General features: G+C 46.2%; 9 protein-coding genes. 3 read left to right on the plus strand and 6 right to left on the minus strand.

What is annotated here, in order from left to right:
• Positions 1 to 49 precede the first annotated feature (49 nt).
• The 6 genes from purL to DWY79_RS05075 all read right to left on the minus strand — a co-directional run bounded on the left by purL (position 50) and on the right by DWY79_RS05075 (position 15,230).
• The gene (purL, locus tag DWY79_RS05050; protein WP_122368950.1) at positions 50 to 3,739 is read right to left on the minus strand and encodes a phosphoribosylformylglycinamidine synthase; all 3,690 of its coding nucleotides are present in this window, start codon (positions 3,737 to 3,739) and stop codon (positions 50 to 52) included.
• Between the two features lie 179 nt (positions 3,740 to 3,918).
• Entirely contained in the window at positions 3,919 to 5,514 is a 1,596-nt protein-coding gene (locus DWY79_RS05055; RefSeq protein WP_122144757.1) for a RagB/SusD family nutrient uptake outer membrane protein, read from the minus strand.
• 27 nt (positions 5,515 to 5,541) lie between these two features.
• Positions 5,542 to 8,658 carry a TonB-dependent receptor gene (locus DWY79_RS05060; RefSeq protein ID WP_034527686.1) on the minus strand — a complete coding sequence of 1,039 codons (3,117 nt, stop codon included), beginning with the start codon at positions 8,656 to 8,658 and terminating at the stop codon, positions 5,542 to 5,544.
• Positions 8,659 to 9,203: 545 nt separating this feature from the next.
• Positions 9,204 to 11,687 carry a prolyl oligopeptidase family serine peptidase gene (locus tag DWY79_RS05065; protein WP_122368951.1) on the minus strand — a complete coding sequence of 828 codons (2,484 nt, stop codon included), beginning with the start codon at positions 11,685 to 11,687 and terminating at the stop codon, positions 9,204 to 9,206.
• Positions 11,688 to 11,761: 74 nt separating this feature from the next.
• Positions 11,762 to 14,083 (minus strand): glycoside hydrolase family 20 protein, encoded by a 2,322-nt coding sequence (locus tag DWY79_RS05070; protein WP_122297536.1) that lies wholly within the window; start codon positions 14,081 to 14,083, stop codon positions 11,762 to 11,764.
• A 295-nt stretch (positions 14,084 to 14,378) separates the two neighbouring features.
• Positions 14,379 to 15,230, minus strand: coding sequence for an MBL fold metallo-hydrolase (locus tag DWY79_RS05075; RefSeq protein ID WP_008780703.1), 852 nt, complete (start codon positions 15,228 to 15,230; stop codon positions 14,379 to 14,381).
• A 373-nt stretch (positions 15,231 to 15,603) separates the two neighbouring features.
• Here DWY79_RS05075 and DWY79_RS05080 point away from each other — a divergent pair, with 373 nt between their 5' ends.
• The 3 genes from DWY79_RS05080 to DWY79_RS05090 all read left to right on the plus strand — a co-directional run bounded on the left by DWY79_RS05080 (position 15,604) and on the right by DWY79_RS05090 (position 22,309).
• A complete protein-coding gene (locus tag DWY79_RS05080; protein ID WP_005866926.1) occupies positions 15,604 to 18,666 on the plus strand; it encodes a SusC/RagA family TonB-linked outer membrane protein in 3,063 nt (1,020 codons plus the stop codon).
• 16 nt (positions 18,667 to 18,682) lie between these two features.
• Entirely contained in the window at positions 18,683 to 20,389 is a 1,707-nt protein-coding gene (locus DWY79_RS05085) for a RagB/SusD family nutrient uptake outer membrane protein (RefSeq protein WP_005866928.1), read from the plus strand.
• Positions 20,390 to 20,740: 351 nt separating this feature from the next.
• Complete coding sequence (locus tag DWY79_RS05090) at positions 20,741 to 22,309, plus strand: ATP-binding protein (protein WP_008780705.1); 1,569 nt, start codon at positions 20,741 to 20,743, stop codon at positions 22,307 to 22,309.
• The last annotated feature ends 12 nt before the right edge of the window (positions 22,310 to 22,321 follow it).

The following is a 22,321-nucleotide window of genomic DNA, read 5'->3' on the forward strand; positions in this document are numbered from 1 at the left end:
GGGGTTGTTTTTAAGGTTCAAAGAACGCTAAAAACAACCCCCGTTATTTTTACTTATTATTCTCGATCCATTTGCGAGCGTTCACGAACGCCTCGATCCATGGAGTGACCTCGTCGTTCTCCTTACGGTCGGCGGGGTAATAACCGCACTGCCAAGGGAAGATCGCACGTTCGGGGTGAGGCATCATAGCTAAATGGCGGCCGTCCTTTGAGCAAACACCGGCAACGGACCAAGGGGAACCGTTCGGGTTGGCGGGATAACCGTCGTAATTGTATTTAGCGATGATGTTGTACTCCTTCTCCTCGTAGGGGAACTCGAACTTACCCTCACCGTGAGCTACCCAAACACCCAACTTCGTGCCGCTCAAGGAACCGAACATCACGGAGTTGTTCTTCGGGATCTCCAAGCTAACGAAGTTAGACTCGAACTTATGGGAATCATTGTGAACCATCTTATGCTTTTTCTCGTGCTCCGGATAAACCAAGCCTAACTCGGCCATCAACTGGCAACCGTTACAGATGCCCATGCTCAACGTATCTTTACGTGCGTAATAGTTGTCGATCGCTTTCTTGGCTTTCTCGTTATACAAGAAACCGCCGGCCCAGCCCTTGGCGGAACCTAATACGTCGGAGTTGGAGAAACCACCGCAGAATACGATGAAGTTTACATCCTCCAAAGTCTCACGTCCGCTAGCCAAGTCCGTCATATGGACATCCTTCACGTCGAAACCAGCCAGATACAAGGCGTAAGCGGTCTCACGCTCGCATTGCGTACCCTTCTCACGGATTACCGCGGCCTTGATGCCGTTCGGAGCGCGGCGTTCCGCAGAGAGTCCGTAAGAAGAAAGCTTTCCGGTAAAGTCCTTATGGAACTTGTACTGTACGGGCTGCATCTTATAGTTCTCGAAACGGTTTCCGGCACAAACGCTTCCGCTCTGCTTTACATCCAGCTTATAAGAAGATTCGTACCATACGTCACGCATATAGTCGATACCGAAGTGATATTGGATGCCTTCTTTCGATACCAATACATGGCGCTCGTCGGTCGGTTTGGCGATGATGGCGAAACCTACGCCAGCTTCTTCCATCAACTTTTCGAATGCCTTCTTGTCCTTTACCTGAACCAAGATACCCGGATTCTCGGCAAACAGGATCTTCACGATATCGCTCTCGGAGATCTTATCCAAGTTGACATCCAAACCACCCTCTACGTTGGCGAAGCACATCTCTAACAGGGCGGTGATCATACCTCCCGCTGAGATATCGTGTCCGGCAAGGATGAGTCTCTTATCGATCGCGTCTTGCACGGCGTTGAAAGCGTCACGGAAGTATTCCGGATCTTTCACGGTAGGAACCTCGTTACCCAGCTTGTTCAAGGCTTGGGCGAAGGCGGAACCACCCAACTTCAAGGTATCGAAAGAGAAGTCTATATAATAAATGTATGTATTCTTGTCTTGAGCTACTACCGGAGAGACGATTTTCTTGATATCGCTAACCTCCGCGCCAGCGGAGATAATCACCGTACCCGGGGCGATCACCTTATCGTCACCGTACTTCTGCGTCATGGATAGGGAGTCCTTTCCTGTCGGGATATTGATGCCTAAGCTGCAAGCGAAGTCGGAAGCGGCTTGTACGGCTGTGTACAGACGGGCGTCCTCACCTTCGTTACGGCATGGCCACATCCAGTTGGCACTTAAGGATACGCTCTCCAACTTATCTGTCAGCGGAGCGAATACGATATTGGTCAATGACTCGGCGATTGCCATAACGGAACCGGCGGCCGGATCAACCATGGCTACCTGGGGAGCGTGACCGATAGAAGTAGCGATACCAGCTTTCCCGCGGTAATCCAACGCTACGGCACCTAAGTCGCTCAACGGCAATTGTAATTCTCCTTGACATTGCTGGCGGGCGATCTTACCGGTTACGGAACGGTCTACTTTGTTTGTTAACCAATCCTTGCAGGCTACGGCCTCCAATTGAAGTACGTTCTCCAAATAATGGTGAAGTTCGGATTCTTTGTAAACAACCGGTTGATAAGATTCAGTGACCGTATGGTCTGTCATAACCGTTCTAGGCGGTTTACCGAACATATATTCCAGCTTGATATCGATAGGTTTTACGCCGTCCGCTTGTTCGAAGACAAACTTCATGTCGTTAGTAGTCTCGCCTACCACATACATCGGGGCACGTTCACGATCCGCGATACGTTTTACGCGGGCTACATCTTCTTCTTTCATCAATAAGCCCATGCGCTCTTGGCTCTCGTTTCCTACGATCTCCTTCGCTGAAAGAGTCGGGTCGCCAATCGGCAATTTGCTCATATCGATGTGTCCGCCGGTAGCCTCAACCAACTCAGACAAGCAGTTGAGGTGTCCACCCGCACCATGGTCATGGATAGAGACGATCGGGTTCTCGTCAGACTCGGCGATCGCACGGATCACGTTAGCCGCACGTTTCTGCATTTCCGGGTTGGCACGCTGTACGGCGTTCAACTCGATACCGCTTGTATATTGTCCCGTGTTTACGGAAGATACGGCTCCACCACCCATACCGATACGGTAGTTATCGCCACCGATCACAACCACTTTCTCGCCCGGTTGCGGATTTCCTTTTAAGCCGTCGCGCATATTTGCGAAACCTACACCGCCGGCAAGCATGATTACTTTGTCGTAAGCGTATTTCTTATCGTTCTCCGTGTGCTCGAAAGTCAATAAAGAACCACAGATAAGCGGCTGCCCAAATTTATTACCGAAATCGGAAGCACCGTTGGAAGCCTTGATCAAGATCTGCTCCGGAGTCTGGTATAACCAAGGGCGGGGGTCTAGGATCTTCTCCCATTCGCGAGCGCCTTCCGTACGCGGGTAAGAAGTCATGTAGACAGCTGTTCCCGCTATCGGCAAGGATGCCTTACCACCGCCCAGACGGTCACGGATCTCACCACCTGTTCCGGTAGCGGCACCGTTGAACGGTTCAACGGTTGTCGGGAAGTTATGCGTCTCGGCTTTCAAGGAGATAACCGTCTTGATATCTTTTACGGCGAAGAAATCAGGTTTGTCACCGGATAGGGGAGCGAATTGCTCTACCGTCGGGCCTTCATTGAACGCTACGTTATCTTTATAAGCGGAAACCAATTTATTAGGGTTCTCGGCGGAAGTCTTCTTGATCAAGTTGAACAAGGAACTTTCTTTTTCCTCGCCGTCGATGATGAATACACCTCCGAATATTTTATGGCGGCAGTGTTCCGAGTTTACTTGAGAGAAACCGAACACCTCGCTATCGGTCAACTTACGTCCCAACTTCTGGCTTACCTCGTTCAAGTAAGCGATCTCCTCTTGGCTTAGTGCCAAGCCCTCTTGTTGGTTGTACACTTCCAAATCCTCAATATAGACAATAGGATCCGGTTTTTTACTGATCGTGAAGATCTCCTGATTCAAGCCATTGTAGATACGTTGCAACATCGGATCGTGATCCGCGTCGCCAGAAGAAACAGGAAAATATTCCTCAATACGGGAAATACCGGTCAGGCCCATGTTCTGGGTAATTTCAACGGCGTTCGTACTCCACGGGGTAATCATTTCCCGGCGTGGCCCTACGTACCAGCCTTCCAATGTTTCTGATTGAACAGGAGTTGCCTCGCTAAACAACCAAACCAGTTTTTGAGTGTCTTCAGGAGAGAAAGCGTGCGCGGCCTCTACAGCCAGCACCGTCTTTGTTGAAGATTGAAAGAATAGAATCATATCGTTGATTTATTAGTATTTATCACGAAATAACGAATAAGCCTCTTTTAGAGAGTGCAAAGATAATGATTTCCCGTGAATTATTATGTCAATACGTTTTAAAAGAAAAGAGGGCGGAACCTCCCGGTCTCGCCCTCTCATGTCCCCTGCATAGTAAAAAATAAGAGTGTGTCTATATTCTACCAGCCTGCGTTCTGTTGTGCGGCTAGCGTGGGGTTTCTTAATATATCATTCAATGGGATCGGCCAAATAAAGCGTTTATCTGTGTAGGGGATGAACTGTTTGCTGTTGCCGAACCATTCTGCTTTCACTTCTCCACCAACAACGAATGCGCCTTGGTTCTTCACATTGTTGTATTCGATCTTTGCGGGAATACCACCGGACGGCAGCAAGTCGTCAGCCGCTAAACGATGAATGTCTTCCCAACGGCGACCTTCACCTTGGAACTCAATGCGACGTTCCCAAAGGATAGCTTCTACCAGCGCTTTCGTGTTGGCGAAATCGCCAGCCTTATACGTTTGTGTAGCGGGGTCGGCCAAAGAACGGTCTCTTACTTGATTCAATTTCTCCAATGCGAGAGTCTTGTCTCCCGCACGTGCGGCAGCCTCGGCCTCGTTTAGCAATACCTCGGCATAGCGCAGGATCGGGGCGTACTCTTCACGTGTTTGGGGATTCTGGTATTTATCACAGAAGTAATAATCGTCAGACGCACGATAAAGGACGAGGTTACGACGCTTGTCATCCCCTTTCCAGAATTTGGAGTTGTAAAGGGTAGGGGATGTCGGGCACATCGCACGGCCACCTTCACGGGCAGACATCATAGCGGACATAGCTCCATTTACAGATGCGTTATCTTGAGAGTCATTCGGAATGGAGAATATAGATTCCTGATTGTCTTTGTAAGAAACGAAAGGAGTGGCAGGATTGGTTTCCAGAATGAAACGTCCGCCTTCCAGTTTCTTAGCTTCAGTAACTACATTGTTCCAATCACGCATATGCAAATATACGCGCGTTTTCAATGCGATGGCGGCACCTTTGCTCGCACGTCCGATTTTATCAGCATCAATAATGTCCGGAAGCATGCTTTCCGCATTATTCAGGTCGCTTAATATCTGATCGTAAGTCTCCTTAACGGTAGAACGGCCTATGCTTTGTTGCTCAGCGAGTTGGCTGGGGTCGTTTACGGCTTTCGTGTAAATAGGCATACCGTAGTTATTGTTACCTTCTACGTTGTAGGGCAAGGCATAATGAATCATCAAGTTGTGATAGGTTAACGCACGTAAGAACAGGCATTCTCCTTTGTACTGATTCCCTTTCTCTTCGGTTATGACACCCGCAGCTACCGCGCCTTCTATACCGGCGTATACCGTATTATAGCGGTTAATAGCCTCGAAAGAGGTTTCCCACATCGCCACGTTATTAGCGGTAGTCAAGTTATAGGTTGCGGAATAGGTATAATCATAGAATTGGGCGGTTAGGTTCATATCTTCACCGCGCATTTCGCCTTGCAATATACTGGCCGCTCCAAAAGGATAGCCGCGTGCCCAGCCATAATCATCCGGATTTATATACATACCACATTGTGCGGCATCATAAGCTCCGACTACGGCTAACTCGCAACGTTCTTCTGTCCCGTATGCCGTAAGCTCAGAGAATTTGTCAACAGGTTCAAGGTCTACGACGTCGCTTTCGCAGGCGGTGAACACGGGTAGCGAGAATAGGGCTGTCCCTAGCGCTACTACTGAAATGTTTTTATATAATTTCTTGTATAACATAATTGTAACTTTTCTTAGTTTGTGAAATTAGAATGTAATGTTCGCTCCAAAAGTGAATGAACGTTGCTGTGGCATACCGTTCCAATCTACACCTAAACGAGAGTTTGTCTCAGGATCCAATCCGGAATAACCTGTGATAGTGAGTAAGTTCTGTCCTTGAACATAGAAACGAATCTTTGTCATGTTCAGTTTGGATACGACCGCCTTCGGTAGTGTATAGCCTAAAGCTAACGTAGATAGTTTTAGGTAATTGCCACTCTCTACGAAGTGTGAATCCGTATATCCATCATTGAATAAGGAAGAGGCATCTCCATAACCGATTTTTGGAGTCATGCCGTCACCCGGTTGCTCTGGAGAAACCCAGCGGCCTAAGATTTCTGTTCCGTTGTTGGAGAAATCCATATTGAACAATGCGCTTTGACGAGAAGCGTTCATGATCTTATTACCTCCGGAGAAGCGGAAGAATACATTTAAATCGAAATTCTTGTAAGAAACTGTATTATTCCAACCTCCGTACCAAGTAGGCATAGATGAACCTAATACCTTACGGTCGCTAGCGTCCAAGGAAGAAGCCTTGGAGACATCCGAAGGATTGGAAGGATCATATTCCGCATAGTCGTAAGAGCCGAATGTGTCGAATTGCACTAATGAACCGTCCGCCTTACTCCAGATCGGATTACCGTTTGCGGCGTTTACGCCGTAATAATCATATCCATATAAAGATCTATATGACTCTCCTTCACGAATGATTGTGTAATTGTCTACGATGTCTGTTCCGCCATATAAGCTCTTCACCGTGTTCTTAGCCGTGGAGAAGTTGAAATTAGTTTGCCAGTTCCAATCTTTGGTAGCGATGATTGTAGCGTTAACTGTCAATTCCATACCGGAGTTCTTGATCTTACCGATATTATCAAAATATGAGTTGTAAGGAATACCAGCGGTAGGTGCTGTAGGAACTTCCAACACCAAGTCTTTGGAGTTCTTTTGCCAATAAGCTAGCTCGAATGTCAGGCGGTTATTAAAGAAAGAGCCATCCAATCCGATATCGAAAGTCTCGGTTGTTTCCCATTTGAGCTGGCTGTTACCCATACGGTTCCAAGCGATAGCTGTATTCGATCCTGCTTTCTTCGCCCCGTAAGTTCCCAGATAAGGGAAATAATTCCCTAGGTCAGAGTTTCCGATTGTAGCGTAGCTGGCACGGATACGTAAGTCGTTAAACCAATCATTAATAGTTGATTCGCTCCAGAATTTTTCGCGAGAGATACGCCAAGCGGCTGATCCTCCCCAGAATGTACCCCAGCGAGTGTCTGTCGGAAGGCTGGATAAGCCGTCCGTGCGGACAGAGGCTCCGATATAATATTTACTATCATAGTTGTAATTCGCACGGAACATATAGGAGGCTAATCCCATAAACGTTTTACCTCCAGATACGAATCTCTCACCAAATGTGTTGGAAATGATATGGTCGGTGAAGAAAGCATCGGATATTTGTTGCACGGTTGCGTCCGTATATTCATATTCTTGATGGGTATACTCTTGTACCGCTGTCGCCGTCAGATTATGTACATCATTGAATGTACGGTTAAAGTTGATTACGTTTTGCCAGTTCCAGTTCGTGTATGTGGTATTGATTTCTTCCAATAAGCCGCCATAGCCGTATCCGTCTCCTGATTCCGGATTCCATACCATGAAATCTTTAACATTCGAGATATCCAGACCGGCCTGTGTTTTTAATGTCAATCCGTCCATGAATGTGATCTCAGCCCATCCACCACCTAATGTGCGGGTATTAGTCGTACGGTTTACGTTATTGTCTAATGCCCAAACGATATTCTGGATGCCATTATCAATATAGGAAAGGTTGCTTCCGCGACCTAATGTCTTACGGTTTTCAGCGTCGATATTGTAACCAGTAGGATCATCCGGATTGAATACAGATACGTTTGGAAGCATACGAGTGCCGGCGAAACCTACGCCACCCAATGAATTCTCGTCATTCATGACACCATTAACCCGGGTACGGGTCATCTGGCCATTTAATCCGATGCGTAACCATTTTGTCGCTTGTTGTGTCAAATCTGCCTTTAAGCTCAAACGGTTTAAGTCATTGGCGCGAATGATACCTTCTTGTTCCGTGAAACCTAATGATACATAATATTGGCTTTTATCCGTACCACCACTGGCGGATAAGCTATGATTGTGCTGGAAACCTGTACGGAAAATATAATCATTCCAGTTTGTGTCCGGTCCGTTCGGATCGTAAACAGCCTGTCCTTTCATTCCCCAGTTCTCGTATTTCTCGTTAGCGATAGTCACGAAATCTTTCGCTCCCAGAAGATCATGCAATTTAGCTGCGCTGGCTGCGCTTACATAGCCATCGTAAGTTACTTGAGTACGTCCCTTGGAGCCTTTTTTAGTTGTGATCAATACAACTCCATTTGCCGCACGGGAGCCATAGATAGCTGTAGCCGCACCGTCTTTCAATATTTCAATGGATTCGATGTCATTCGGGTTAATATCAGACATCGCGTTGTAAGAAGCGTAAGCCATTCCTAAGCCGGTTTTTCCATCGGCGTTATCACCGGTGGCGATCGGCATGCCATCTACGATGAATAACGGCTGAGAGTTAGAACTGATCGTACTCATACCACGGATCTTGAATTGAGGACCGCTTCCCAATACGCCACTAGGAGTCGTAACCTGTACACCAGCGGCACGTCCAGCTAATTGAGAGTCGAAAGACGCTGTTGCCAAGTTGCTTAAGTCTTCACCTCCTACTTTAGATATGGCACTCGTCACATCCTTTTTTCTTTGAGTTCCGTAACCGACAACCACGACTTCATCCAAGTTCTGAGAGTCGGACTCCATCGTGACTTTAATGATTGGTTTTACTGCCACTTCCACAGATTTCATACCGATGTAGGAAACGATTAGCTTTTTCGCGTTAGAAGGAACATCCAAGGTGAACGCTCCGTTGTAATCCGTTACAGTACCGGTAGTAGTACCAGCTACTACGATAGAGGCTCCAATGATAGGTCCATCGTCTTCCGCCGAGATAACCGTACCGGTCACCTTCGTGGTCTGAGCCGTTGCGAACGCTATACTTGCAAACAAGCATAGTAATAGATAAGTCAACCTTTTCATAGACACATACTTTTTGTTTAATTTGTTAATAAATAGATCGTTGTAATCAATTGTTGCCACTTAGTCGATTGACTTAGTTTCCGAAGAACTAAATCACTTTTCCGTTCAATATTTATTAATTATTATAAATATCTTAATAAATTATAGAACATACAACCTATGTAAACATCTGTTATGTCTAATTGTACTATTTACAGCAAGCATTTTATTTTAATGGCTGTACGGCAAATATAAAGATATATTTGCAATAAACAAACATATTGACAATAAAAATAAACTTACACGAAACTTTGTCAATACGGATTATTTTAAGTTATATGTTAATTTAATACATTCTAGTATTAATATATAGTATTAATATGCAAATTATTTTTAACTCAATCCCGCATCAATGCTAGGAAGTAACACCAAAGTACCTTACCCTCATGAAGTTCTTCGGAGACTAAGGTGTTTCATAAATACTATCTAATGTATTTAAATAAAAAAAGAGTATCTAATAAAGATACTCTTTAGATATATGTGAATAGAGTGACCTATTTTGATTTTTATAGGCTTTTCGGAGGATATAATGCGTCCCACCACTCCGGTTGATCTTTCAACCACTTAGCGAACCATGCGTAAATCGTGTTATTCCACAATATTCGTTTGTCATAATCCAATATATGGTGATTTTCTCCTTCTACCTGGACAAACGCTGTAGGCTTACCCAATAATTTTAATGCGGTAAACATCTGGATGCTCTCTCCAATCGGAACATTCGTGTCTGCGGTTCCATGTAAGAACAAGATCGGGGTATTGATCTTGTCTGCGTTAAACAGCGGACTTTGTAAAGTGTACATATCCCGGGCATTCCATGGATAACTGTTAGCGCTAGCCAACGAGCTGTATGAATATCCCCAGTAACCTTCTCCCCAATAGCTGGTGATGTCGCTGATTCCCGCGTGAGACATGGCCGCCGCGAATATATCTGTTTTTGTTTGTAGGTATTGAGTCATGAAACCTCCGTATGAAGCCCCCATGCAACCGATTTTCTTCGTGTTGACAAAAGGATGCTCCTCACAGAACTTTTTCGTGCCTTCGATGATCTCGTCAGCGGTAAGTTTACCCCATGCGTTGACATGGCGTGCGGAGAACTCTTGGCCGAATCCAGTCGCTCCACTGGGTTGTATGATGTAGACGATGTACCCTAAACCGGCGTATACATGCGAAGGATAACGGCTCTCCATCACCCGGGCCGTAGGGGTTGTTCCTCCGTAATAATTCACGATCATCGGATATTTCTTGGTCGCATCAAAATGAGGAGGGAGATAGAAGCGGCCGTAAATCGTATCCCCTTGGGCGGAAACGAAATTCCAATCTTGCACTTCTCCTAAAGTGACGTCTCTCAAGATCTCTTTGGAGAGATCGATCAAGCAGGAAGAGGCGTCGTTTTTCAGGTTATAGGTATAAAGCCTTTGGGAATTGGAAGCGCTTAATCCGAAATAAACCATTTCGAAAGCTTGATTGGCGATGGAGTAATCGGAGATGACATCTTCCTTGGCTTGAAGTTGCTTAATCTTTCCGTTGGACGGGTTTAGACTATACATGCGAACACGGTCCTTATCTTTCGCCGTGATATAGATTTGTTTATCGAGGGCGTTCCACTCGTAGGAATCGACAGAGGGGTCAAAATCTTTCGTAAGCGGCTTTATACTTTTATCTGCTATATTGTATAGGAATAATTGCCCGTCGCTCGTATTCGATGTCTGTCCTTCTTTGATCTTTAATCCGATACCATCGAAAGCCTCTCCAGACGCGTCAACGAGTAATTGGGTGGCATCTGGGGAGAAAACGGCACGGCTTACGAATTTCTCACCTTTTATAAGGGTATCCACATGCATGGTTCGTAGATCCATCTTATATATATATGTACGTGAGAAAGGGCGCTCCGTTAAATTCGGTTCCCTGCGACTGAATAGCAGATAGTGGCCGTCTTGAGATACATCGTTGATGTAAGTAGAAGTATGTCCATAGGTGAGCCGTTGGAACAATCCGGTTCGCAGGTCATATTTATGGATAAACATACGGTTTCTCCATCCCGGTTGGCGATCATCCGGCACCAGTATCTCTTGGATCTCTTTTCGTTCTTGCGGTCCTTTCTCCCGTATGGAGAATAATAGATAGTCTTCGGTAGGCCCGAAGCTGAAAGAACCTTCAGGCAATTGGCTGGAAAGGATGTTCTCCTTTTTACTGGTAGGGTCTAAGGTCACCAATTCCGTGCCTTTCATCCCTTTCCGGGTGTAATAGGCCAGATTGCTTTTAGGCATCCAGCGTAAGCTCTGTCCGTTCTCAACCAATACGGAACCGGTAGCCTTGTCTAGTATCTGGGTAAATGAGGACTGCTTTCCGCCGGGATAGGTTTCTTGATAGGAGACGATAATGAATTTTCCATTCGGGGACAGGCTGGCGGATTGGATGCGTTTACCATCAAATACATCACTTAATGTATAACGTTTCTCCGGATTGACGGTCGCGGTTACCACCGCGTCTTTTTCCGGGTTGAATGAGACTTTTAAGGCATTCTCTTTGTGGCTCTCGGATAAATATTTAATTACGATTTCATAGCGTCGCGGCTCCAAGGTCAACGAGGCTTCTCCTTGGGTTAGTTTTATGGGTTGTCCATCCACGTAGACTTCTGAAATCTCAGGGCCATTGATCCTTAAGGTACCTTTTGTATAGCGGTCACTATTCAGGTAGAAGGAAACCAAATGTAGCGCGTAGGAAGAGGCCGAGGTTGGCAAGGTCAGCTCTCCGGAAGACGCCGCGCCAAGGGTTTGTCCGCTTTGGGAAAGGTTGCAGAAAGGAACGGTCGTGTTCAATAGTTCCTTGTCTGAGAATCTCTTACTGTTTACATCCAGGCTATCTGCTAGGAAAGGTTTCTTCACCTCGTAAGGGCCGGCGTAATTATAATGTCGCACGACAACCTCGTCCGCCCATAGTGAGCAACAGGAGCATAGGGCTGAAAGAATTAAGATGTTTTTGTTTATCATGATATTTGTTATTTAGTATAAGATAAGAAAGCGAGATGGCAGGTATCTCTCAGCCATCTCGCTGTATCATTATCTTATAAGATTTCTATTTCATCTACGAACAAGAATGCGGGACTTCCGGCGCCACCGTGCCATTTTGGTAGTTTGCTGCTGTTGATGATAACCTCGACATAGCGGGCCTTTACCGGGGCGAAGGATATCTCTTGGGGATATAAACCGTCCTTGTCGTTTTGGGTTAGCTCCGGGATTTTCTTGGAAGCTACTTCCTTGAAATTCTTGCCATCGTCGGATACCTTTACGGTTACGGCGGAGGCTCCCATGATCCAATCGCCTTTCACCACATTCGTATTGAAAGATACCTTCTGGATTTCGGTTGGTTCCTTTAGATCGATCGTGGCGTCAAGGTCTTTTCCTTGGAAACCCAGCCAATGGCCGGTCTTGTAATTACTACCTCCACGTAAGCCGTCTACCAATACCTGTGCCCCGTTGAAAACGTATCCTTTGCTGGGTTGCTCTTTCAAGGTGATGGGCTTCATCGTCGCTTTATTGAAGAAGATATCTTCTGAGAAGATGCGGCTCGTACCGTTCGGACGGACAACGATCGCCTTGAATTCGCAATCTTGGTTGATCTGTACCGGGCCTTCATACTTGATGCTGGCGATCGTAGGATCGCTACCGTCTACCGTATAATAGATATCTCCTTCACCCAACTTCGTCAAGGCTATGTCGAGTGTTCCGTTCTCCGTATTGGTGGTCAGGGAGGCGTTAATATCGAAGATATGCTTTCCGTAATTATATCCCAAGCGATCGTAAAGTTGTGTCATGCGGGCCACACGGGGCAGGAACGTCTGATAATCTTTCTTGGACGGATCGCTCCACTGGATATCGGCTACGGCGTCGATACGGGGCATGATCATGTATTCTACCTGTGAGAAGGTCGGGATATATTCCGTCCAGAGGTTGGCTTGCGCCCCGATCACGTACTTCTGGTCTTCAGGAGAGATACCGGCTGTCGGCTCAAAAGAATATACTTTCTCTAACGGCAAGTAACCACCGATAGCTTCGGGCTCAAGATCCGTATCCGCTGATTGATAGTAATCCAGATATACATATGTATTCGGTGTCATGACTACGTTATGCTTTTGCTTGGCGGCCTCGATACCTCCATCCATGCCTCTCCAGCTCATTACCGTGGCATTCGGGGCCAAGCCTCCTTCTAGGATCTCGTCCCAGCCGATGATATGGCGTCCTTTGCTCTCCACGAATTTCTCCATGCGGGAGATCACGTAGCTTTGCAAATATTCCTCGGCGGAATGCTTCTTATCTCCCTTGATACCTTCCGCCTTGATGCGAGCTTGGCATTTCGGGCATTTCTCCCAACGTACCTTCGGGCACTCATCACCACCTACATGGATATATTCGGACGGGAAAAGATCGATGACCTCGCTCAATACGTCTTCTAGGAATTGCATGGATTTCTCGTTTCCGGCGCAGATCACGTCGTCGGCTACTCCCCATTGGCCCCATACGTCATAAGGGCCCCCGGTGCATCCCAGTTCCGGGTAAGTAGCCAAGGCTGCCAATTGATGTCCCGGCATATCGATTTCCGGGATGATCGTGATATGGCGTTCGGCGGCATAGTCGATGACATCGCGAATCTGGTCTTGTGTATAGAAGCCCCCGTATTCTTTTCCGTCATATGTTCCGGAGTTATGGCCGATCACGGTTTCCTTGCGTTTAGATCCGATCTGTGTCAATTCCGGATATTTCTTGATCTCGATACGCCAACCTTGGTCATCGGACAGATGCCAGTGGAACGTATTTTGGTTGTGCAAGGCAAGGATATCGAGATACGTCTTTACCGAATCCACGGGGAAGAAATGGCGGCTGACATCCAGCATCATGCCTCTATAGGCAAAACGGGGATAGTCGTTGATGGTAGCTGCCGGTAATTCTACGTTCATCCCTTGGGCCGTGGCCGGGATCGATTTACGTAATGTCTGGATACCATAAAATACGCCGGCATCCGTACTTCCGGCGATCCGTATCCCGTTATCGCTAACGGTCAGTTGATATCCTTCCGGATTCTGGATGCTTTGGTCGATAACGAGGCTGATCCCCTTACCGGGCTGGCCGGTAGCGGTTGCTAATTCATAGCCCGTGATTTCCTTGATATAAGAAGCGAGGAACTCGGCGTTCTTCTTCATCTTATCATTGCCCTCCGGATAAAATATCTTCGTGGATGGACTTAGGACGAAAGGATTTCCGTTCGTCAATGTTACTTCTTGTGGCAAAGGCACTACTCCGTAATCTCCTTTTACGGCCTTACCACCGGAGCAAGCGATCATTCCCGTGCAAAATGTCAGGACGAGCGCTAGTTTGCTTAGGCTGTTCATGTGTTTAGAGTTTAGAATGTAAAACAATAATTGATTCAGTATCACCGCCCAAAGATAAATAGAATTAGCCGTTTTATCTAATGCTTTTACACTTTTGATGCGATAACCTTAGGGATTTTGTCTATATATATAGACTATTTATCAACTGGTGCATGATCGTCCACCAGCTGTTGCATGATCATCCAACAGTTGGTAGACGATCATGCAACGGCTGGTGGATGATGAATACTTCTATAAGAAATGTCTAAGGAATATGGAAGAAACACCTAAGGTCTAAAGGGAAAAGGGCTAGGGACTAAGGGAAAAGAAACGTCTTCTTGAGAGGTATTTCCTTGTCTTTCTTATAATAAGAATTCACACGTTTTACGGTTGTGCAGCGGATGTAAGCGTCATGGCAGTAGATGAGCGCTTGCCTTTTTTCGGCGGCTTCGGCAAGCATGCGCAGTTTCTCGTTGTATGACGTGATCGGATACGTATCGTAAGCCGAGATCCATTCCGGAGATACGCTGGCTACAAGGGGGATAACATCCCCGGCAAAGACAAAGGTCCGGTCCTCCGTATGGATATAGGGAACAATTTGTCCCGGAGTGTGCCCATCGTACAGGCGTAGCTCTATAGTGGGGCAAATCGATGTGTCGGCATCTAGCAGCCGTAAGGAATTAGCGTCTGCGACGGCTTGCATATTCTCGATGAAATAGGAATCTCTCTCCAAGGCGTTCGGATGAAGGAAATTCTCCCATTGCTTGCGGCTAACCCAGTGGTTCGCGTTTGGGAATGAGAGAAATAAATGTCCGGTAGATTCATCCTTTTGCGTGGTATAACCGCAATGATCGAAATGGAGATGGGTGAGGACAACATCCGTGATTTCCTCCGGTTGAATTCCTCGGTTTCGTAATTCCGTGCCGAGGTCTACCAAGTTGAAGAAGCGGTAATAACTTAGTTGTTTTAAGTGTTTATTTCCCGCTCCGTTATCTACTAGGACGATGCGTCCGTCATCTGTTTTTATGACAAGGCTACGCATGGCGAGCACGCAACCATTTGTCTCGTCGCTCGGATAGCGACGGCTCCAAGCACTTTTAGGAATGGCCCCGAACATGGCGCCTCCGTCGGCGTAGAAGTAGCCGGTATCGATGATTTGTAGTTTCATGGTTTCTGCATTCTTTCTTTGGGGGAGTAAAGGTATGGTTTTTATCATACTCAATAGTATAATAAATGTGAAAATGACTGGTTTAAACGTTGGTTTAGACTAGTCATTTTGATGGATGGGATAGTGCATTTGACACAATTTTAATATTGGATGTAATGTGTTGATTATAAGTCTTATTACTAATAGAATCGAAAAATGATTTAAATGAATGTTGCTTAATTTAAATTAATGGTTAACTTTGCGGACGACTAGTCTAAACGAACGTTTTAGCTAGTCATTTTTATTAGGGACTGCGCTCAGAGATAGCAGAAAGTAGGTTTTTGGTGTTTGAATATTGTTAATCTCAATTAATTATAACCATTTAATAATAAAGATGGAAAAATGTAGTAAGAAGAGCAAGCAATTGTGTTTAAGCTTGTTCAAACCAAGTGTTATGATGCTTACCACGGGATTCCTATGTATGGCCTCCTTTCAAGGATTGGCGGCTGTGGAACCCTCGCACAACTACGGACCGAATGTTGAATCGGTCATGCAAAATGGTAAGACTATTACGGTTAAGGTTTCAGATTCAATGGGTGAGTTGATCGGCGCGAACGTGTTGGTCAAGGGAACTACTATCGGTAACGTAACCGACATGAACGGCTCGGTTACGTTGCAAGATGTGCCCGCAAACGCTGTTTTGGAAATCTCTTATATCGGTTACACGACCAAGGAAGTCCCGGTTGGCAGTCAAAGTGTTATAAATGTTACGTTGTCGGAAGATTCCCAGGCTCTTGAAGAGGTCGTGGTCGTAGGTTACGGTACGATGGAGAAGAAGCAAGTGACCAGCTCCGTTACCTCATTGTCTGCCGGCGATATGATGAAGGGTGTGGGTGGTGCCGATATCACCAGCTCTTTGCAAGGTAAGATCAGCGGTTTGATCTTGCAAAATAATGGTAGTGCCAATGGTACGACCACGATCCAGTTGCGTGGTTTGACCTCTATCAACTCTGGTAAGGCTCCATTGATCGTTGTCGATGGTTTCCCGGGAGGTGATATTCGTGCCTTGAACCAAGACGATATCAAATCTATCGATGTGCTGAAAGATGCTTCCGCTGGTGCGATCTATGGTACACGTGCTGCTTCGGGTGTGATCTTGATCACAACGAAGAGTGGTTCTAACACGAATGGTAAAGTAAAATTGAATTATAGTACTGAGCTTTCGAAGAAACAAAACTATGGCCGTCCGGATATGATGACCGCCGATGAATATCGCAATCGTACGGACGTGAATATCACTGATTACGGGCAGAACGCTGATTGGTGGGACGCTCTTTTGCAGAAGGATAACTTCTCGCAAAAACATCACCTCTCTTTGGAGCTAGGTACCGAGAACGCACAAGTGTACACCTCTTTCTTCTATGAGACCAACGAAGGCATCACGATTAAGGATAACCGTAAGGACTATGGTGGACGCTTGAATGCAAACTTTAAGCTGTTCGATGGTTGGTTAGAGATCCGTCCGATCGTGGATTATCGTCAGACTGCTCGTACTTCCGATGGATCGGATGAGGATAAGAAGGCAAACTTCAAGCAGGCGTTGTATAATAACCCGACTCGTTCGCCATTTGACCCGGAAAGCCCGACAGGCTATAATGTGTGGACTGGCGAGACATTGGACTATAATATCGTAGCCGACCGTATGTTGACCGACTATGAGGGATTGGACAAGTGGTTCAAGCCTGAGGTTACAATGAAGTTGAACATCAAGCCCATTGAGGGATTGAGCTATTCTCAGACATTGGGTTACGAGAACCGTCAGTGGGAGCTCCACCAGTTCCGCTCTCGTTACCACCGCGATGAGGTGACAAACAACCGTGGCGGTTGGGCTAAACTTGAGTTCTCAAAGACTGAGCACCTTACATCTGAGGGTTACTTCACATATCTGAAGGAGTTCAAGGGTGGCCATAGCTTGAATGCCGTTGCTGGTTACTCTTATTTCGAGAAGAATGGAGAGAATTTCAATGCTGAGAACTATGACTTCGGTGTTGAGGGACTGAAATATTGGGACTTAGGTGCGGGTTCATATCTGACAGATGGTAAGGCTGCCATGGGATCAGGTAAGAATATCACAGAGCGCCTGTTTGCATTGTATGCTCGTGCCAACTACTCTTACAATGACAAATATATGGTTTCTGCCACAATCCGTCATGAGGGATCATCAAAGTTTGCCGCCGAGAACCGTTGGGGTAACTTCTGGGCGTTGTCCGGAGGTTGGCGTGTATCTGCCGAGGAGTTCATGAAGGAGTTTGACTGGGTGAGCGACTTGAAGGTTCGTTTTGGTTATGGTGTTACAGGTAATAACGACTTCGATGCTTCCTATATGGCTAATACGTTGAGCCGCGACCAATACTGGATGCTTCCTAGTGGAAGCTGGGCTTATGTCTATGGTCCGAGCTCTAACGTGAATCCTTATTTGGGATGGGAGGAGAAGAAGGAGTGGAATATCGGTGTGGACTACTCATTCTTTGGCAACCGTATGTATGGTAAGTTCGATTACTATCGTCGTAAGATCGATGGTATGATCTACGAGGTGAATGTTCCACAGCCACCGTATCCAAATGGCAAGCAATGGCAGAATATTGGCGAGATGGAGAGTAAAGGATGGGAGTTCGAGGTTGGTGGTGACATCATCCAGAATAAGGACTTCACTTGGACTTCCAGCTTGAATATGAGCCATAACTCGGGTAAGATCCTTACGATGTATGGCAACAATTCACGTATGGATGGTAACGCTATGGATGAACCGGGATGGCCGGGCGATGCCGCTCGTATTGAAGAGGGGGCAGAGATCGGTGCGTTCCATATGTGGAAATTCGCTGGATTCGACGATAAAGGAGACTTCCTTTTGTACAATAAGGATGGTGAGGTTATACCTGCTTCCCAGAAGAGTGTAGACGACAAACAATATATCGGTAATTATCTGCCCAAGGTGATGATGGGATGGAACAATACCTTTACTTATAAGAATTTTGACTTGGGTATTAATATGCGTAGTTGGATAGGTTTCGATGTCTTGAATACTTATCCGATGTACTTGGGTATCCAGGGACAGAGTGGTGCCGGCCAGTGGAATCTTTGGAAACCGGCGCTTGACGATCCGAAGTTTAAGGACATTCGCGGCGTGAAGCAGCTTTGCGATTACTTCTTGGAGGATGGCTCGTTCTTGAAGATAGATGCGATTACGTTAGGTTATACATTGGCGTTGAATAAGTATACAAAATGGGCAGAGCGTCTGCGCGTATATGGAACTGTCGGCAATGTAGCGACTATTACAGGATATAGCGGACATAATCCAGAGGTAGATATCACAGGCTGGACAGGTGGTACCGATAAGGTTTGGAACTGTGACCCGATTGTCCGCACATACACTTTAGGTATTCAAGTAACATTCTAAAAAAGGTAAGAAGAAAATGAAAATTAGCAAGATAACAAATTGGATGGTAGCCGGGGCTGCTTGCTTGCTGCTGGGTACCTCATGTGATGTGGATCCTACCTTCTATTCGCAGGTTGTTCCCGACACGTATTATACGAATGCAGACGCGATTTGGTCGCGTTTTAATCGTCCTTTTACGCATTGGCGTTGGTGGGTAGCTCATAACGACGCTCGTGTGCGCTTGATGGAAGTGGGAACTGATGCTATGTGTGTGCCTACTCGTGGTAATGACTGGTTTGATGGCGCCGTTTATCAGAACATGCATCATCATCATTTTATGGATGATATGAGCCCGATGAAGGATGGATGGGACTTGACGACGATGGGTGTGGCTCAGTCGTGGAGTGCCTTGGAGGATTTGGAGAATATCGATTTCGTATCGGTGGGCTTGACTGAGGAGGATCGTGTATCAATGATTAATCAGTTGAACGTATTGGCTGCCTCTTTTTATTTGGATGGTTTGGACATGTTTGGTGGTATGCCTCTTTACACATCTACGAAGGAGGATGTGAAGGCTCGTGCTACAGATGTGGAGACTTTCCATTTTATCGACTCCTTGTTGGATGTATCTATGCCGAATCTTCCGTTGAAGGAGACCTTGGGAGCACCCGAGACGAACGTTATCCATCGTGCTGTGGCTGCGGCTTTGAAGGTTCGTTTGTATTTCAACGCTGAATCGTATATCAATAAACCGATGTATGAGGAGGCCGCTAAGATTTGTCAGGATATTATCGATGGAAAGTATGGTCAGTATAAATTGGCCAACCATTTCACCGAGATCTTTGGTTGGGGTAATGAGACTTGCCCGGAGATTATCTGGACAGTACCTTCCGAGAATGCCAAAGGTGAGACGGATGGTGGTTTGACTGCCTTCACTCTTCCCTATAATTTCAAGGATTTCTTAGGGGGCTTGCAGGATGCTAGTGGTAATAATGGGCTTTGCCTATGCCCTAGTCGCGATCCGGAGGGTAACTTGTATAAGTTTAACGTAGGTAATCCATACGAGACATTCAACGACAAGGATATCCGTAAGCAGCAGTATGTATATGAGGGTGGTCGCAAATACCGTGGTATGTTTATCGTTGGTGAGTTGCAAAACCCGGATTTCCCCGAGTACAAATGCTTGGGTGCCCGCGAGTATGCCGGCAAGGTCTTGAATGTCGTAGACCAGATCGCTCATATCAGCCAGGTGGGCAATACGGTAGCCAGTCTTAAGGATCTGACTTCTACGATTGCCGATGCAGAGGAGAACTCAGGCGTGCGTGTTCTTAAATTTAGTCCTCTGCCTAATCAAGATGAGTTCAAGGAACGTTTCAACCCAGATTGTCCTGTAATTCGTCTGACAGAGATCTATTATACTTTGGCGGAATGTAAGATGCGTTTGGGCGATAAGAATGGTGCGGCCGATATCATCAACTCCATCCGTAAGCGTAACTTCGAGGGTGGAAACGACCCGGATCCTGTTACCGCTGCCAATTTGGATAAATACCGTATGCTGAAGGAATGGATGCAAGAGTTCTTGCGCGAGGCCCGTCGTCGCACGGACTTAATCCGTTGGGACGCATATGTGACAGAGGATTGGTGGGATCATAAGGCTACGAACGATGAGAAATACAATCGTTATCCATTGCATCAATTGTCATTGGGTGCGAACCCGTTGTTGGAACAGAACCCGGGATATTAATAAGTTAAACTTAATATAAAAAAGGAGGTATGTCAGTTGGGCATACCTCCTTTTTTTGATATGGTGTGGAAAACGCAGTAGTACTTACTTAACCGGAGAATATATACTTCATCGGGCAAGTAAGTATATATTTGTAGACGAAGTAAGTACTACTGCGTTTTCTGGCATATAATTTTGATCTGCTATTAGTTCTTATTCAAAATGGGAGGAATTGCGTTTGATCGAGCGTTTTTTCCTGCCAGTCAAGCGTATTGTCAAGGAAAGTTTTTGAGATCATATGTTCTTATCTTGTTCCGATAAAAAGGAATGTCTATCTTTGTTCATGGTAAGTATATCTAAACGATCATCGCTATGAACCAGACAATTTATCCTATCGGCATACAGAACTTCGAGAAGATCCGTAAAGACGGTTATCTCTATATTGATAAGACAGCTTTGATTTATCAGTTGGCTAAGACCGGAAGTTACTATTTCTTGAGTCGTCCGCGGCGTTTCGGCAAGAGTCTCTTGCTATCTACGTTGGAGGCCTATTTCCAAGGGAAGAGGGAGCTGTTCGAGGGGTTGGCGATGGAACGGTTGGAGAAAGACTGGGAGGTATATCCGATCTTGCATTTGGACTTGAATGCTCGTCATTATAAAGATACTGCCGCTCTGACTAGTATCTTGAATGAGTTCTTGGAGAAATGGGAGGCTTTATATGGAACGGAGAAACAGGATCGTGCCTTGGAGGAACGTTTCAGTTATGTGATAGAACAGGCTTACCGCCAGACCGGGCATCGCGTGGTGATATTGATTGACGAGTACGACAAGCCTTTGCTGCAAAACCTGCACGATGAAAAGACGCAAACGCAATTGCGGAATATGTTGAAGCCTTTCTACGGCGTGTTAAAGACGATGGATAGAGCCATTCGTTTCGCTTTGTTGACAGGGGTGACGAAGTTTGGTAAGGTAAGCGTGTTCAGCGATTTGAATAACCTTATGGATATCTCGATGGACAATCGCTACGTCGAGATATGTGGCATCACGGAGAAAGAGATACATGCCTACCTAGAAGAGGAGTTGAAGGAGCTGGCTGAGACACAGGAACTGGATTATGAGGAAACCAGCCAGAAACTCAAGGAGCGCTATGACGGATACCATTTTACCGCCAAGTCTGCGGGAATATACAATCCCTTTAGCCTATTGAATACCTTCGCCAAGATGGAGTTCGGAGATTATTGGTTCGAGACCGGTACGCCCTCTTACCTCGTTGAATTACTCAAGCATACCCATTACGACCTTTACGAGATGGCGAACACGGAGACTGATGCGGATGTGTTGAACAGTATCGATGCTGCCTCGAAAAATCCCGTTCCCGTAATCTACCAGAGTGGTTACTTGACGATCAAGGATTACGATCCTGAATTTGGTATCTACCGGCTAGGTTTCCCGAACCGGGAAGTGGAAGAGGGTTTCGTGAAATATCTCCTTCCATTTTACACGAGTGTTAGTGCCCCCAAGACCCCTTTCGAGATCGGGCAATTCGTACGAGAGATACGCTCCGGTGATTACGATGCGTTCTTCCGCCGTTTACAAAGCTTCTTCGCTGATACACCCTATGAGGTGATCGCCGGTCAGAAGCCGGAGCGTGATACGGAGTTGCATTACCGGAACGTGCTTTTTATCGTATTTAAGTTGGTTGGACTTTATACGCAGGTGGAATATCATACCTCACAAGGGCGTATTGATCTCGTTCTGAAGACCGATCGCTATATCTACGTGATGGAATTCAAGCTGAACGGCACCGCCGAGGAGGCGTTGCGCCAGATAGAGGAGAGACAGTATGCGCTTCCCTTTGCGAGTGATCCACGGCAAGTTTTTAAGATCGGCGTGAACTTCTCCTCTGTGACCCGTAACATCGAGCGATGGTTGGTGGAATAATAATCTATTAAG

It is taken from the genome of Parabacteroides sp. AF27-14, from assembly GCF_003635425.1.
GTDB lineage: Bacteria > Bacteroidota > Bacteroidia > Bacteroidales > Tannerellaceae > Parabacteroides > Parabacteroides distasonis.

Excerpts from the sequence above, each read along its gene's own strand:
- DWY79_RS05075 (WP_008780703.1), bottom strand. The coding sequence starts at position 15,230 with ATGAAACTACAAATCATCGATACCGGCTACTTCTACGCCGACGGAGGC.
- DWY79_RS05070 (WP_122297536.1), bottom strand. The coding sequence starts at position 14,083 with ATGAACAGCCTAAGCAAACTAGCGCTCGTCCTGACATTTTGCACGGGA.
- DWY79_RS05055 (WP_122144757.1), bottom strand. The coding sequence starts at position 5,514 with ATGTTATACAAGAAATTATATAAAAACATTTCAGTAGTAGCGCTAGGG.
- DWY79_RS05065 (WP_122368951.1), bottom strand. The coding sequence starts at position 11,687 with ATGATAAACAAAAACATCTTAATTCTTTCAGCCCTATGCTCCTGTTGC.
- purL (WP_122368950.1), bottom strand. The coding sequence starts at position 3,739 with ATGATTCTATTCTTTCAATCTTCAACAAAGACGGTGCTGGCTGTAGAG.
- DWY79_RS05080 (WP_005866926.1), top strand. The coding sequence starts at position 15,604 with ATGGAAAAATGTAGTAAGAAGAGCAAGCAATTGTGTTTAAGCTTGTTC.
- DWY79_RS05085 (WP_005866928.1), top strand. The coding sequence starts at position 18,683 with ATGAAAATTAGCAAGATAACAAATTGGATGGTAGCCGGGGCTGCTTGC.
- DWY79_RS05060 (WP_034527686.1), bottom strand. The coding sequence starts at position 8,658 with ATGAAAAGGTTGACTTATCTATTACTATGCTTGTTTGCAAGTATAGCG.
- DWY79_RS05090 (WP_008780705.1), top strand. The coding sequence starts at position 20,741 with ATGAACCAGACAATTTATCCTATCGGCATACAGAACTTCGAGAAGATC.